A 14,680-nucleotide genomic window follows, 5' to 3' on the forward strand; every position below is an offset into this window, starting at 1 on the left:
CCTCACCAGCCGAGCCAGTCGACCGCCTCCTGCGCGATCTCCGGCGGCACCACGTGCGGGCCGTCGAACTCGCGGTAGTTCACGTCGTACCCGTCGTCCTGCAGCTCCGGGACGAGCACCCGACTGGTCCGGTCGATCGGCAGCACGTCGTCGGCGGTGCCGTGCGAGACGAACACCGCCGGCTGCCCGGCCCGCGGACCGGGCGGCACGAAGCCGGGCGAGAACGCCACCACGCGGCGGAAGAGCGAACCGTTGGCCAGCCCCAGCCCCAGGGCGTACGTCGCACCGTCGGAGAAGCCGGCCACCGCCACCCGCTCCGGGTCGACGGTCAGCCGGGAGAACACCGCACCGAGCGCCCGGTCGATGACGGCGACGTCGGCACCGAACCCGCCGCGGACGGCGTCCCAGGTGGAGCCGCGCGATGCCGGGGCGAGCAGCACCAGGCCGCGCTCGTCGGCGAGGGACTGGAGCAGCCCGAGGCCGGCCGCCGCGTCGCCGCCGGCGCCGTGCAGCGAGACGACCAGCGGCGCCGGCCGGCCCGGGTCGAGGCCAGCTGGCACGTGCAGCAGCGCGTCCCGCTCGTCCGCCACCCCGAGTGGGCGGGTGCCATCCGACGCCGGGCCGGCCGACGGCTCCCCCGGCCGGGCGGTCAGGGTCGCTGCGTCGTCGTCCCCACCGGAGCCGTTCCGCGAGGTGAGCACCTGCCCGCCGCAGCCCGCCAGGGCGAGCCCGCCGGCCAGGGCGAGCACCTGCCGGCGGGACACCTCACGGAGTGCGCGGGTCATGTGCGGTCGAGCAGCCGCCCGATGGCCTCGGCGACGACCTCGGGCCGGTCGGCGGGCACGAAGTGGCTGGCGCCGTCGACCAGGGTGAACCGGGCGTCGGGCAGGTCCTCGGCCAGCCGCTCCCCGTAGCGGGGCTTCATCTGGTGGTCCAGCCGGCCCCAGACGATCTCGGCGGGCATGGTCAGCCGGGGCAGGAACGGCGCCACCGTCTGGGTGTACACCGAGTCCAGCGACCGCAGGTGCCGGGCCAGCAGGTGCGGGCCACCGGGGCGGGCCCATGGCGCCACGAAGCGGTCGATGAAGGGTGCGGCGCGGTCCTGGTCGGCGAAGAGGGTGCGCAGCGCCGGGCGCAGTGCGGTGGCCACCGCCGGCGGAGGCAACTGCCGCACCAGCGGCCAGGCGGCCTTCATGGCGCGCACCAACGGCACCGGCCAGCCGTCGTAGCTGACCCCGTCGACCACACCCAGGCCGGCGACCCGGTCGGGCGCGATCGTGGTCAGGATCTGCGCCACCCCGCCGCCGAGGTCGTGCCCGACGACGACGACCCGGTCCAGCTCCAGGGCGTCCAGCAGCCGGAGCAGCAGCGAGGCCTGGGTGGCCAGGTCGACCGGGTGCCCGTCCGGGGCCACGGACTCGCCGTAGCCCAGCATGTCGACGGCGAACACCCGCGCGCGGGCGGCGACCGGCGGGACGACGTCCCACCACAGCCGGTGGTTGGTGGGGATGCCGTGCACCAGCAGCACCGGCGGCCCGGACTCCCCCGCCGTCCAGACGTTGAGGCGCACGCCGCCCACGTCGACGAGTCGGGTCCGCCCCGTCGGCAGCTGGTCGATGTCGTCTTCAGCCATGCACGGTCGGGTGCCCAGCGCATCCCGCGACCACACCGTTCCCGTCGTCACGCCCGATGTGTACGCTTGTACACATGGACGACGCGCGCACCATGCGCGAGCGGATGCTCGCCGGTGACCTCTACATCGCCGACGACCCGGAGCTGGCCGCCGAGAGCACCCGCGCCCAGCAGCTCAGCCACCGCTACAACACGATGGACCCCACCGACGGCGCCGCCCGCCGCGAGGTGCTCGAACAGCTGCTGGCGGCGTTCGGCCCGGGCAGCGAGCTGCGCCCGCCGTTCCGCTGCGACTACGGGTACCGCACCTCGGTGGGCGCGCGGACCTTCGCCAACTTCGGCCTGGTCGTCCTCGACGTCGCCCGGGTGACCATCGGCGACGACGTGCAGATGGGCCCGAACGTCCAGCTGCTGACCGCCACCCACCCGGTCGAGCCCGGTCCCCGCCGCGACAAGTGGGAGGGGTCGGCGCCCATCACCATCGCCGACAACGTCTGGCTCGGCGGCGGCGTCATCGTCTGCCCCGGGGTGACGATCGGGGAGAACACCGTCGTGGGTGCCGGAGCCGTGGTCACCCGCGACCTGCCGGCGGACGTGGTGGCGGTCGGCAACCCGGCCCGGGTCGTCCGCCAGCTCGGGTGAGCACCCGCCGGCACGACCCGCAGCGGGCCGACCGGATCGTCGACGCGGCCCTCGACGTGATCGCCGAGCACGGCGTCGCGAACACCACCCACCGGCTCATCGCCGCGGCGGCCGACGTCCCGCTGGGGTCGCTCACCTACCACTTCACCGGCCTCGACGACCTGCTCACCCAGGCGTTCGCCCGGCACGCGGAGCGGATGGCGGCCACCTACGAGGCGCACTTCCACCAGGTGCACAGCCGGGCCGACGTCGTCGCGGCGGTCACCGACCTGGTGCACGGGGACGCCGGCGCCGACGACCGGGACTGGGCGGTGGCCTACGAGCTCTACCTGGCGGCGCTGCGCGACCCGTCACTGCGCGCGGTCACCGAATCGTGGATGCGCCGCAGCCGCAGCGTGCTGGAGCGGTTCGTCGACCCGGTCACCGCCCGCGGGGTCGACGCCCTGATCGAGGGGCTGGTCATGCACAAGGTGCTGGCCACCACCCCGGTCGACCGGGCCCACACCACCGAGATCATCGCCCGCGTCGTGCGGCCGGGCACCACCCCCCAGGAGCAGGCATGACCACCACCACCGGGCCATCGGCCACGCAGGTGCGGGCCGCCACCCGGGCCACCTACGTCGCGTTCATCGGGGCCGGCTTCGCCTTCGCCAGCTGGGCCGCCCGCATCCCGCAGGTGCGCACCCGGCTCGACCTCGACCCCGCCGCGCTCGGCCTGGTGCTGCTGGCGATCGCCGCCGGGTCGGTGATCGCGCTGCCGCTGTCCGGGCCGGTCATCGCCCGGCTGGGTTCCCGGCGCACGGTGGCGCTGATGGCCGGGCTGCTCACCGTCGCGCTGGTCGTCGTCGCCGTGGCGCCGCTGTTCGGCGTGCTCCCGCTGGTGATCGGGCTGTTCGTCATGGGGTTCGCGAACGGCGCGTGGGACGTCGGCATGAACGTGCAGGGCGCCGTGGTCGAGCGGCACCTGGGCCAGGCGGTGATGAGCCGCTTCCACGCCGGCTTCAGCCTCGGCACCGTGGTCGGCGCGCTGGGCGGGGCGGCGATGGTCGCCCTGGACGTGTCGGTCACCGTGCACCTGCTCGGCGTCGCCGCCCTGGTCGCCGCGGTGGTCCCGGCGGCGGTGCGCGCGTTCGTGCCCGACGTCGAGGACACCCCGGACGGGGAGCGGCCGACCGAGGCCGGCGGGGCGCTCGCCCGGTGGCGGGAGCCGCGGACCCTGCTGATCGGCCTCTTCGTGCTCGCCTTCGCCTTCGCCGAGGGGACGGCGAACGACTGGATCAGCATCGCGCTCATCGACGGCTACGGCCTCAGCCCGGCGCTGGGGACCCTGGGGTTCGCGGTGTTCCTCACCGCGATGACCGCGGCCCGCTGGGTGGGCCCGCCGCTGCTGGACCGGTTCGGCCGCGTCCCGCTGGTGCGGGCGCTGGCCGGGCTGGCGGTGGTCGGGCTGCTGCTGTTCGTCTTCGGCCCGAACCCCGGCGTCGCCTTCGCCGGGGCGCTGCTGTGGGGCGCCGGCACCTCGCTGGGCTTCCCGGTCGGCATGAGCGCCGCCGCTGACGACCCGGCGCACGCAGCAACCCGGGTCAGCGTGGTCGCCTCGATCGGCTACTGCGCGTTCCTGGCCGGCCCGCCGCTGATCGGTTTCCTCGGGCACGAGCTGTCGGTGCTGCGCGCGCTGACCGTGGTGGCCGTGCTGCTCGCCGTCGCCACCGCGATCGCCGGCGCGCTGCGGGAGCCCGGGCGCTGACCGGTCAGTCGGCGAGCAGCTGGTCGCGCACCTGGCGGCGCAGCACCTTGCCGATCTGCGAGCGGGGCAGGTCCTCGACCGGCACCAGCCGCCGCGGCACCTTGTAGCCGGCCAGCTGCTCCCGGGCCCGGGCCCGCACCGCGTCCAGGTCCAGGTCCGGGTCGTCGAGCACGACGGCGGCCACGACCTCCTCCCCGCCGTCCGCACCGGGCAGCCCGACCACGGCGGCGTCCTGGATCCCCGGCACCGCCTTGAGCACCTCCTCCACCTCCGACGGGTGCACGTTGAACCCGCCGGTGATGACCAGCTCCTTGATCCGGTCGACCACGGTGACGAACCCGTCGTCGTCGGCCACCACGATGTCGCCGGTGCGCAGCCAGCCGTCGGCCAGCAGCACCTCGGCGGTCTCCTCGGGCCGGTTCCAGTAACCGGAGAAGACCTGCGGGCCGCGGACCAGCAGCTCGCCCCGTTCCCCCGGTGCCCGCTCCACGGCCGGGTCCTCGGGGTCGACGATCCGCATCTCGGTCGACGGGAAGGGCAGCCCGACGGTGCCCGGCCGGCGGGTCGGGCCGACCGGGTTGCCCAGCACGATCGGGGAGGTCTCGGTCATCCCGTAGCCCTCCACGACCAGGCCGCCGGTGACCTCCTCCCACCGCTGCGCCGTCGCGGCCGGCAGCGGCATGGCCCCGGAGAGGGCGAACCGGGTGCTGGACAGGTCGGCGCCGCGCTCGGCGGCGGCGGTGGCCAGCCGGTCGTACACCGGCGGCACCGCCGGCAGGAAGGTCGGCGGCAGCCGGCGGGCGGCGCTGAGCACCTGGTCGACGTCGAAGCGCGGGAACAGCACCAGGGTCGCGCCCAGCCGGACGGCGGCCACCAGGCCCAGCAGCATCCCGTAGGCGTGGAACAGCGGCAGGACGCCGTAGAAGACCTCCTCCCCCTCCCGCAGGCCGGGCACCCAGGCGACGGACTGGGTGACGTTGGCGAGCAGGTTGCGGTGGGTGAGCACCGCGCCCTTGGGGGTGCCGGTGGTGCCGCCGGTGTACTGCAGCAGCGCGACGTCGGTGTGCGCCGGACCCGGGTGGCCCGGGTCGAGCGCGGGCGCCTCGGCGACGAGGTGCTCCCAGCCGAGCGCGCCGGGTGCCGGTCCGGTGATGGCCGAGCGGGTGGCCCGCGCCTTCGGCACCGGCAGACGCAGCGCCAGCCGCTTGGTCCACGGCAGCGCCCGGGTCAGGTCGACGGCGACGACGGTGCGCCGGCCGGGGAGGTCCAGCCCCTGCACGAGCGGGGCCACCTTGTCCCAGACGACGGCGACGGTCGCCCCGTGGTCGCGGAACTGGGTCCTCAGCTCCTCGGCGGTGTAGAGCGGGTTGTGCTCCACCACGACCGCGCCCAGCCGCAGGACCGCGTAGAAGGCGACCACGTGCTGGGGGCAGTTGGGCAGCACGAGCGCGACCCGGTCGCCGGGGCCCACGCCCAGCCGGCGCAGCGCCTCGGCGGCGGTGGCCACCTGGTCGCGCAGCTCGGCGTAGGTGGTGCCGGCACCGGAGAAGTCCAGCGCCGTTCGGTCGGGGAAGCGCGCTGCGGCCTCAGCCAGCAGGTCGCCCACGGTCTGCTCGGGCACCTCCACGTGGGCGGGCACCCCGGGGGCATAGCTGCGGGTCCAGTGCGGCACCGGCTCGCTCGTCACCCCGACAGCGAACCACGCAGCGATCGCGGCCCGCAGGTCAGTCCCCACCCGGAGGTGGAGATCTCGTGACGATCGGTCCGCGGAGGTGCTGCCGCGCGCGTGGGCGAGCACACCCAGGTCAGCCCTCCCCGCCGACCCCAGGAGGCCCGAGATGCCGACCCCCTCGTCCCGCCTGCCGGCGCGGCTCTGGCGCGGGGTGACCCGGGCCAGCCGGCTGGCCGCACCCGCGATCTACGTGGCGACCGCCCTGTTGGGCGCCACCGCCACGCCGGTGTCGTCGCTGCTGCTCATCGGGCTGCTGGCCGGCGCCGCCATCGGGGTCACGGTCGCCCTGGCCGACCCCGGCTTCCCGGAGTCGACGAAGGCCCGCCGCCGGGCGCTCTACGCCGCCGGGGTCGGGGTGCTCCTGCTGCCCTTCGCGACCGGGGTCGGCCTGCTGGGCCACGCGGGGGCGCTGGTCGTGCCGCTGCTGCTGGTGCTCTGCGCCGTGTCGGCCGCCCGCTGGCTCGCCGACCTGGACACCGGCGCCGACCTCGGCTCCGGCGCCGACCGGTCACCGGACGGGGCGCTCCCCGATCCGCTGCGCCGTCCGGTGGACCAGCTGACCACCGAGCAGCTGTTCGCCGTGTGGTCGACCACAGGCGAGCGCCTGCGCCGACCGGTGTCGCCGGCGATCCGGGCGGAGCTGGCCGAACTGCGCTCGGACCTGCTGGAGGAGCTGTTCCGCCGGGAGCCGGAGGCGACTGCGCGCTGGCTCGAGGAGGGTGCGCCGGCGACCGGACACCACCGGGACGGCGGCACGCCCGTCTGACCGGGCCCCCGAGGGCGTCCGCGGGCCGGGCCGTGGACCACCGGGGCTCCGGCGGGCCACGGCCCGGTCACCGCGGCAGGGTCACAACGGCTGGACGTCGTCCGCCTGCAGGCCCCGGTCACCCGGGCTGGCGGAGAACTCCACGCGCTGGCCCTCGTCCAGGCTGCGGTACCCACCCTGGTCGGCGATCGCCGAGAAGTGCACGAAGACGTCCTGGCCGCCGTCGTCGGGCTCGATGAACCCGAACCCCTTCTCGGCGTTGAACCACTTCACCGTGCCCTGGCTGCCACCCCCGCCACCGCGGCGGGCCGGGCGGGACTCCCGCTGGCGGTCGTCACGCCCGTAGGAGTCCCGGCCACGGGAGTCGCCACCGTAGGAGTCCCGGCCACGGGAGTCGCCGCCGTAGGAGTCCCGGCCGCCGCGCTGCGGACGCCCGCCGCCGAGCGGCTCGACCGAGTCGGCCTGCGGGCCGCGGTCGCCCGGGCTGGCGGTGAAGGCGACCCGCTGGCCCTCGTCCAGGCTGCGGTAACCACCGTCGTCGGCGATCACGGAGAAGTGCACGAAGACGTCCTGGCCGCCGTCGTCGGGCTCGATGAACCCGAAGCCCTTCTCGGCGTTGAACCACTTCACCGTGCCCTCGGCGCCGGCGCCGGCGCGCCCGCGCGCGGGGCGCTCGTCCCGCCGTCGGTCATCGCGCCGGTCATCGCGCCGGTCGTACTGCTCACGGGCCGGGCCGCGGCCCAGCAGCTCGACCGAGTCGGCCTGCATCCCGCGCTGTCCGGGGCTGGCGGTGAAGGCGACCCGCTGACCCTCGTCCAGGCTGCGGTACCCGCCGTGGTCGGCGATCGCCGAGAAGTGCACGAACACGTCCTCGCCGCCGTCGTCGGGCTCGATGAACCCGAACCCCTTCTCCGCGTTGAACCAGCGGACCGTGCCCTCGCTGCCACCGCCACCGCTGCGACGCGGCGCGCGCTCCGGCCGGCGGCCGTGCTCCTCGCGCGGCTGCTGCTCACGGCCGCGCCGGGGCGCACCGCCGCCGAGCGGCTGCACCGCGTCGGCCTGCAGGCCGCGCTGGCCCGGGCTGGCGGAGAACTCGACCCGCTGCCCCTCGTCCAGGCTGCGGAAGCCACCGTCGTCCGCGATGGCGGAGAAGTGCACGAAGACGTCCTCGCCGCCCTCGTCGGACTCGATGAAACCGAATCCCTTCTCCGCGTTGAACCACTTCACCGTGCCCTGGGGCATCCGTCTCTTCCCTGCTCTCGACATCCCCCGGCCCCGTCTCCGGGCCGGTCCATCCACCGGTGCACCTCGCCCGCTCGTGGTCGAGGGGCGGCACCGGTCCCCCTCCACTGTGACAGGTGGGAGCGCGGACGGCGGCACGGACCGGGACGGGGCACCCGCAGGGACGCCCGCCCCGCCCGCGAGCGCTGCTCTAGCGTTCCCGGCGTGACCTCGCCGTTCATCGCCCTGCCCGCACTGCCCGCCGACGCCGACCCGCAGGAGCCCACCGGCCGTCCGGTGCGGTGGGGAGTGGTCGCCACCGGCTCGATCGCGGCCACCGTGACCGCGGACCTCGCGCTGCTGCCCGACGCAGTGCTGCAGGCGGTCAGCTCCCGGGAGGCCGGGCGCGCGCGGGCGTTCGCCGAGCAGTTCGGCTTCGCCTCCTGGTACGGCGACACCGACGGCCGCACGGGCCTGGACCAGCTGCTGGCCGACCCGGAGGTGGAGGCGGTCTACGTGGCCACCCCGCACGCCCAGCACGCCGCGGTGGTGCGCGCCGCGCTCGCCGCGGGCAAGTCCGTGCTCTGCGAGAAGCCGCTGACGATCAACGCCCGAGAGGCCGCCGAGGTCGCCGAGCTGGCACGTGACCGCGGGCTGTTCTTGATGGAGGCGGTGTGGACCCGCTACCTCCCGGCCTTCCAGCGGGCGATGGCGATCGCCGCCTCCGGCGAGATCGGCACCGTGCAGTGGGTGGCCGCCGAGGTCGGCTTCCCGGCACCGGCCGACCCCACCGCCCGGATCTGGGCGCGGGCCGACGGCGGCGGGTCGCTGCTGGACCTCGCCGTCTACCCGCTGCTGTGGGCCTGGGGCACGCTCGGCCGGCCCGACTCGGTGACCGCCGTGGGCACGCTCAACGCCGAGGGGGTCGACGCGCAGAGCGCGCTGTCGCTGCAGTGGTCCTCCGGCGCGCAGGCCCAGCTGACCACCTCGCTGCTGGCCCGCTCCCCGCACACCGCGCTGGTCTGCGGCAGCGACGGCTGGATCCGCACCACCGGTGAGCACGCGGTCTACCGGCCCACCCGGCTGGACGTGCAGGCCGGCGCGGGCCCGCTGCGCACCGAGGAGTTCCCGCTCATCGGCGCGGGGTACGTGTGGGAGCTCCGCGAGGCCACCCGCTGCATCCAGGCCGGGCTGACCGAGAGCCCGACCATGCCGGTCGCCGACACCCTGGCGACGATGGACCTGCTCGACGACGTGCGCCGTCAGCTCGGCGTCGTCTACCCCAACGACCTCGCCGACGACCGCGCCTGAGCCCCGCGGCCCGACCGGCGTCGCAGTCAGTGCAGCCCGGCGTCTGCCGGGCCGGTGGCCCAGCGACGGAACCGGACGACCAGCCCCGCACGGGTCGGCGCGCAGCAGTAGGGGCCCGCGGTCACCGGCACGCCCGACGGGAAGGCGGCCACCCGGACCAGCCGGAACGGCTCGTCGTCGACCCGGGCGCGGACGGTCACCGCGTCGCCGTCCCGGCTGGCGCGCACGGTCACCCGGCGGCCGGCCCACTCCGGCACCGGCGCCACCGACCAGTCGGAGCGGCCCAGGGTGACCACGGCACCCAGCTGCGGCGCCCCGTCGGAGAACTCCACGCCGGTCTTCAGCCAGGTCTCGGCGTCGGCACGGAGCACCAGGCCGGCCTGGTCGAACTGCTGGTCGTAGTCGACGTCGACGGTCACCTCCACCGCGCCCGGGTCGTCCAGCGGGGCGAGCAGGGCGTGGGCGTCGTCGTGCACGAAGCCGTAGGCGGTGTGCCGCCAGGCGTCGCTGCCCTCGACGGCGGTCACCAGCAGGTCCGGGCCGTCGGTGGTCACGGCCGCCGGCGCGGTGCTCCAGCTGCCGGCCGACCAGGACTGTGTGGTGGTCACCGGGTCAGTGGACCACGTCGACCCGCACCCGGGCGGGCCGTCGACCACCTGCGCTCGCGGGCGTGGGATGGTCGGGTACGACCTCCCCTCCCGGGGGGCGCCCGGACGGGCACGGTCGAGTTGGACGAGGGAGCATGCGCACGATCGACGAGTCCGCAGACCGGCCCCGGCGTCGCCGTGGTCCACGGGCACTGGTCCAGTCGTGGCTGGGCCGCCTGGTGGCCCGGCGGATCCGGACGAAGGGCATCGACCTCGCCGAGCTGACGTTCCTCCCGGAGGCCGCGCAGCTGCCCCTGCTGCGGCAGGGCACCGACCCGGTGCCCGAGCTCGCCGAGCTGCGTGCCCGGTGCCCGGTGGAGCGGCTCGACCTGCCCCTGGGGTTCGCCGTCCACCTCGTGACCGGGTACGAGCAGGCCCGCACGGTGCTGGCCGACCGGGACTCCTACAGCAACGACATCCGGCACCTGTTCTCCGACGAGGGCCCCGGGTCGACCGCGGACGTCGGTGGCCTGGGCTTCAGCGACCCGCCGCTGCACACCCGGCTGCGCAAGCTGGTGGCTCCGGAGTTCACCCGGCAGCGGCTGGCTCGGCTGGAGCCCGAGATCGACGCGATCGTGGCCTCCCGGCTCGACGAGCTGGCGGCCGCCGGCTCACCCGCGGACCTGGCCGAGCTGGTGTCCTGGCGGGTGCCGATGGACGTGATCTGCGGGCTGCTCGGGCTCGACGACGCCGACCACGAGGCCTTCCTCCGGCTGGGCGCCCAGCGGTTCGACGCCACGGGGGGCGTGGCCGTGGCGCTCGGCGCGGTGTCGGAGCAGAAGGAGATCCTCCTCGACGTCGTGGCCCGGCAGCGCAGCGCGCCGGGACCGGGCCTGATCGGCCGGATCCTCCAGGCGGAGGGCGACGCCCTCTCCGACGACGACCTCGCCGGGCTGGTCGACGGGATCGTCACCGGCGGCTACGAGACCACCGCCAGCTCCATCTCCCTGGGCACGCTGGTGCTGCTGCGGGACCCCGCCCACGCTGCGCTCGTCCGCGACGGGTCACCCGCCGACGTCGACCGGCTGGTGGAGGAGCTGCTGCGCTACCTGTCGGTGGTCCAGGTGGCCTTCCCGCGGTTCGCCAAGCGGGACCTGGAGGTGGCCGGCTGCCCGGTCCGCCAGGGCGACGCCGTCGCCGTCTCGCTCAGCGGGGCCGACCGCGACCCGGCCTGGGCCGGCAGCGACCCCGACCGGTTCGACCCGGCGCGGTCGGTCACCGGCAGCCACCTGGCGTTCGGGCACGGGGTCCACCGGTGCGTCGGGGCCGAGCTGGCCCGGATGGAGCTGCGGAAGGTCTTCCCGGCGCTGTTCCGGCGCTTCCCCGACCTGGCGCTCGCCGTGCCGGAGGACGAGCTCCGCTGGCGCCGGCTCTCCTTCGTGCACGGCGTCGAGGAGCTCCCGGTCACCTTCTGACACCGGCGCACGTCCGGGTGCGGTGACGACACAGCCGGATGTGCAGTGACTGCATGTTTGCACTGTCTGCAAGATGTGTGCCACGCTGCCCCTGTGACGGCGACCCTGCGGGAACGGAAGAAGCTGGCCACCCGGGCGGCGCTGCACGAGGCGGCGCTGCGCCTGGTCGCCGAGCGGGGGCTCGACCGGGTGTCGGTCGACGAGATCGCCGAGCGCGCAGGCGTCTCCCCGCGCACCTTCTTCAACTACTTCCCGACCAAGGACGACGCGGTCATCGGGCTGGATCCCCTGCACCCGCAGCGGCTCGCCACCGCCCTGGCCGCCCGTCCCACCGGCGAGTCCCCGGTGCAGGCCCTGCGCGCCGTGCTCGCCGCCGAGGCCACGGAGATGGCCGCCGAACCGCAGGTGTGGCCCCTGCGGCTCCAGGTCGTCGACGGCAACCCGTCCCTGGCCCTCCGGCTCACCGCTGCCTTCGCCGAGTCCGAGCGGGTGCTGGCCCAGGCCATCGCCGAGCGGACCGGCACCACGGTCGACGTCGACGTCCTCCCCACGCTGCTGGCCGCGGTGCAGGCCGCGGTCATGCGGGCCTCGCTGCACCGTTGGCTGGCCAGTGACTTCACCGCCTCGCTCCCCGCACTCGTCGACGAGGCCTGGGAGCTGCTCACCGCGGGGCTGCCGGCACCGCCCCGCTGACCCGCGCCCCCCACTCCACCACCCGAGCGGCCGGCGCCGTCCGCTCCCGCGGTGCCGCGCGCCCGCGGCACCGACGAACGACCGAGGAGCACCCGTGCACGCCGCACCGACCGACGCCCAGCCGAGCGGACCCCCGCCGATCGTGCTCACCCGGCGACGGGTCAACACCATCTTCGGCGCGCTGCTGGCGGGGATGCTGATGGCCGCCCTGGACCAGACCATCGTGTCGACCGCGATGCCCACGATCGTCGGTGAGCTCGGCGGCGTCTCGCACATGGCCTGGATGACGACCGCCTACCTGCTGGCGACCACCCTGGTCATGCCGGTCTACGGCAAGTTCGGCGACCTGTTCGGCCGGCGCACGCTGTTCCTGGTGGCCATCGGGCTGTTCACCGCCGCGAGCCTGGGCGCCGCGCTGTCACCGGACTTCACCTGGCTGGTCATCTGGCGCGGCGTGCAGGGCCTCGGCGGCGGCGGGCTGATGATCCTGTCGCAGGCGATCATCGCCGACATCGTCCCGGCCCGGGAGCGGGCGAAGTACATGGGCCCGATCGGGGCGCTGTTCGGGCTCTCCGCCGTCGCCGGGCCGCTGGTCGGCGGGTTCTTCACCGACTCGGCGGCACTGGGCTGGCGCTGGTGCTTCTGGGTCAACGTCCCGATCGGGCTGGCCGCCTTCGCCGTCGGCTGGGCCGCCCTCACCCTGCCGCGCAAGCGGAGCACCACGCCGCTGGACCTGGCCGGCATCCTCACCCTGTCGGTCGCCACCACGTCGCTGGTGCTGGCCACCGACATCGGCGGCAGCGAGGGCTGGGCCTCCTGGCAGGTGCTGGCGCTGCTGGCCGTGCTCGCCTGCTCGATCGGGGCGTTCGTGCTGGTGGAGCGGCGGGCGGTCGAGCCGATCGTCCCGTTGTCGCTGTTCGGCAACCCCACCTTCGTGGTGGCCACCGCGCTGGGCATGGCCGTGGGCCTGGGCATGTTCTCCGCGATCGCCTTCATGCCCACCTACCTGCAGATGAGCTCGGGCCTGTCGGCGGCGAACTCGGGGCTGCTGATGCTGCCGATGACCGCCGGGATCATCCTGACCATCCAGAGCTCGGCCGCGGTCATCATGCGCACCGGGCGCTACAAGGTGTTCACCGTCGCCGGGGTCGCGCTGATCCTGGCGGCGATGGTCTGGATGACCACGCTGGCCGGGGACACCGCGCTGTGGACCGTCGGCGCGATGTTCTTCCTGCTCGGCGCCGGCCTCGGGCTGATCATGCAGAACGTCGTCCTCGCCGCGCAGAACGCCGTCCCGGCCGCGCAGATCGGCACCGCCACCTCGACGAACAACTACTTCCGCGAGGTGGGTGCGGTGCTGGGCGTCGCCGTCTTCGGCACGCTGTTCACCAGCCGGCTGGCCGACCGGCTCGGCGAGGCCCTGACCGGCAACCCCGAGCAGGCGGTGCAGGCGGGGATCACCTCACCGGACACCCTGGTGCCCACGGCGGTCGAGGCCGCCGGCGAGCCACTGCGGACTGCGATCGTCGACGCCTACGCGAACGCCCTGGCGCCGGTGTTCTGGTACCTGGTGCCGATCCTGGTCGTCGCGCTGCTGCTGGCCCTGGCGCTGCGCGAGGTGCCACTGTCCGACGTCGCCGGGATGGTCGCCCGCGGCGAGGCGGTGGCGTCCGAGGCAGACCTCGCGGCGCTGCGCGCAGACCCGGGCGTCGAGGAGCCCGTCCTGGTCGAGCCGGTCGGCGACGAGCGGGACGACGACGCGAACGTCCGCGCATAGCGGGCGGCGCCCGGGACCCTTCCCGGGCGCCGCCCCGTCACGGCGTCAGCAGCGCCTTGACCGCCCGGCGCTCGTCCATGGCGCGGTAGCCCTCGGCGGCCTGGTCCAGCGGCAGGGTCAGGTCGAACACCCGGCCGGGGTCGATGGCCCCGGACCAGACGCGGTCGATCAGGTCGGGCAGGAAGCGGCGCACCGGGGCCGGCCCGCCGTGCAGCCGCACCATCGTGGAGAACAGCTGTCGCCCGGTGATCTCCACGCCGTGCGGGACGCCGACGAACCCGACGCCGCCACCGGGGCGGGTGGAGCGGATGGCCTGGTCCATCGACTCCCCGGTGCCCACGCACTCGAGGACGGCGTCCGCGCCGACCCCGTCCGTGAGGTCCCGGATCCGCGCGACGCCCTCGTCCCCGCGCTCGGTCACGATGTCGGTCGCGCCGAACCCGGTGGCCAGCCGCTGCCGCGGTTCGTGCCGGCTCATGGCGATGATCCGCTCGGCCCCCAGCTGAGCGGCCGACAGCACGCCGAGCAGGCCGACGGCGCCGTCGCCCACCACTGCGACGGTCATCCCCGGCTGCACCCCGGCGGCGACGGCGGCGAACCAGCCGGTGGCCATGACGTCGGACAGGGTGAGCAGGCTGGGCAGCAACTCGGGGGCGGGGACCTCGGGCGTGGCGACGAGGGTGCCGTCGGCGTGCGGCACCCGCAGCAGTTCGGCCTGGGCGCCGGTGATGCCCACCCGGTGCGCGCAGGCGCTCTGGTAGCCGGCCCGGCAGTGCGCGCAGGTGCCGTCGGAGGCGATGAACGGCACGATGACGAACTGGCCCGGCCGGACCGTCGTGACGTCGCTGCCGACCTCCTCGACGATCCCGCAGTACTCGTGGCCGATCGGGGACGGCTCGGTCACCTCGTTGATGCCTCGGTAGGGCCACAGGTCCGAGCCGCACACGCAGGTGGCGGAGGCCCGGACCACGGCGTCGGTGGGCTCGACGACCCGCGGGTCGTCGAGCTGCTCGACGCGGACGTCGCCGGGGGCGTGCAGGACTGCTCCGCGCATGGGGTGGTGTTCCTCTCGGGGATTCGGGTCGGACCCGTCCTCC

General features: G+C 75.1%; 14 protein-coding genes. 8 read left to right on the top strand and 6 right to left on the bottom strand.

The genetic code is table 11. From position 1 onward, the window contains the following. Positions 1-2: 2 nt before the first annotated feature. Together ACI795_RS11445 and ACI795_RS11450 are read right to left on the bottom strand one after the other, a co-directional pair. Positions 3-785 (bottom strand): alpha/beta hydrolase, encoded by a 783-nt coding sequence (locus ACI795_RS11445; RefSeq protein ID WP_457075622.1) that lies wholly within the window; start codon positions 783-785, stop codon positions 3-5. After that, entirely contained in the window at positions 782-1,633 is an 852-nt protein-coding gene (locus tag ACI795_RS11450) for an alpha/beta fold hydrolase (RefSeq protein WP_457075623.1), read from the bottom strand. Before ACI795_RS11450 ends, ACI795_RS11445 begins: the two co-directional genes overlap by 4 nt. A 74-nt stretch (positions 1,634-1,707) precedes the next feature. Between ACI795_RS11450 and ACI795_RS11455 the strand changes: the two genes are divergently transcribed. The 3 genes from ACI795_RS11455 to ACI795_RS11465 are packed head-to-tail and all read left to right on the top strand — an operon-like array spanning position 1,708 to position 4,021. Further along, positions 1,708-2,274 carry a sugar O-acetyltransferase gene (locus tag ACI795_RS11455; RefSeq protein WP_457075624.1) on the top strand — a complete coding sequence of 189 codons (567 nt, stop codon included), beginning with the start codon at positions 1,708-1,710 and terminating at the stop codon, positions 2,272-2,274. Next, a complete protein-coding gene (locus ACI795_RS11460) occupies positions 2,271-2,837 on the top strand; it encodes a TetR/AcrR family transcriptional regulator (RefSeq protein WP_457075625.1) in 567 nt (188 codons plus the stop codon). The genes ACI795_RS11455 and ACI795_RS11460 overlap by 4 nt, the downstream gene beginning before the upstream one ends. Beyond that, positions 2,834-4,021, top strand: coding sequence for an MFS transporter (locus ACI795_RS11465; RefSeq protein ID WP_457075626.1), 1,188 nt, complete (start codon positions 2,834-2,836; stop codon positions 4,019-4,021). Before ACI795_RS11460 ends, ACI795_RS11465 begins: the two co-directional genes overlap by 4 nt. Positions 4,022-4,025: 4 nt before the next feature. Here the strand turns inward: ACI795_RS11465 and ACI795_RS11470 are convergent, their stop codons facing one another. Continuing rightward, positions 4,026-5,708, bottom strand: coding sequence for a long-chain-fatty-acid--CoA ligase (locus ACI795_RS11470; RefSeq protein ID WP_457075627.1), 1,683 nt, complete (start codon positions 5,706-5,708; stop codon positions 4,026-4,028). Positions 5,709-5,859: 151 nt separating this feature from the next. On the opposite strand from ACI795_RS11470, the gene ACI795_RS11475 reads away from it, so the two are divergent. After that, the gene (locus tag ACI795_RS11475) at positions 5,860-6,519 is read left to right on the top strand and encodes a hypothetical protein (protein ID WP_457075628.1); all 660 of its coding nucleotides are present in this window, start codon (positions 5,860-5,862) and stop codon (positions 6,517-6,519) included. Positions 6,520-6,600: 81 nt separating this feature from the next. On the opposite strand, the gene ACI795_RS11480 is transcribed toward ACI795_RS11475, so the two are convergent. Next, positions 6,601-7,761 carry a cold-shock protein gene (locus tag ACI795_RS11480; protein WP_457075629.1) on the bottom strand — a complete coding sequence of 387 codons (1,161 nt, stop codon included), beginning with the start codon at positions 7,759-7,761 and terminating at the stop codon, positions 6,601-6,603. Between the two features lie 204 nt (positions 7,762-7,965). On the opposite strand from ACI795_RS11480, the gene ACI795_RS11485 reads away from it, so the two are divergent. Next, positions 7,966-9,051 (top strand): Gfo/Idh/MocA family protein, encoded by a 1,086-nt coding sequence (locus ACI795_RS11485; protein ID WP_457075630.1) that lies wholly within the window; start codon positions 7,966-7,968, stop codon positions 9,049-9,051. Between the two features lie 26 nt (positions 9,052-9,077). Here the strand turns inward: ACI795_RS11485 and ACI795_RS11490 are convergent, their stop codons facing one another. Continuing rightward, the gene (locus ACI795_RS11490; RefSeq protein ID WP_457075631.1) at positions 9,078-9,659 is read right to left on the bottom strand and encodes a DUF1349 domain-containing protein; all 582 of its coding nucleotides are present in this window, start codon (positions 9,657-9,659) and stop codon (positions 9,078-9,080) included. Between the two features lie 134 nt (positions 9,660-9,793). Between ACI795_RS11490 and ACI795_RS11495 the strand changes: the two genes are divergently transcribed. The 3 genes from ACI795_RS11495 (at position 9,794) to ACI795_RS11505 (ending at position 13,583) form a co-directional block, all read left to right on the top strand. Then, entirely contained in the window at positions 9,794-11,113 is a 1,320-nt protein-coding gene (locus ACI795_RS11495) for a cytochrome P450 (RefSeq protein ID WP_457075632.1), read from the top strand. Positions 11,114-11,206: 93 nt separating this feature from the next. Further along, positions 11,207-11,806, top strand: a complete 600-nt coding sequence (locus tag ACI795_RS11500; RefSeq protein ID WP_457075633.1) for an acyl-CoA-like ligand-binding transcription factor — start codon at positions 11,207-11,209, stop codon at positions 11,804-11,806. A gap of 94 nt (positions 11,807-11,900) precedes the next feature. After that, positions 11,901-13,583, top strand: coding sequence for an MDR family MFS transporter (locus ACI795_RS11505; protein WP_457075634.1), 1,683 nt, complete (start codon positions 11,901-11,903; stop codon positions 13,581-13,583). 37 nt (positions 13,584-13,620) lie between these two features. On the opposite strand, the gene ACI795_RS11510 is transcribed toward ACI795_RS11505, so the two are convergent. After that, positions 13,621-14,637 (bottom strand): zinc-dependent alcohol dehydrogenase family protein, encoded by a 1,017-nt coding sequence (locus tag ACI795_RS11510; protein ID WP_457075635.1) that lies wholly within the window; start codon positions 14,635-14,637, stop codon positions 13,621-13,623. Between the last annotated feature and the right edge of the window lie 43 nt (positions 14,638-14,680).

This window comes from Modestobacter sp. SYSU DS0290, assembly GCF_054050955.1.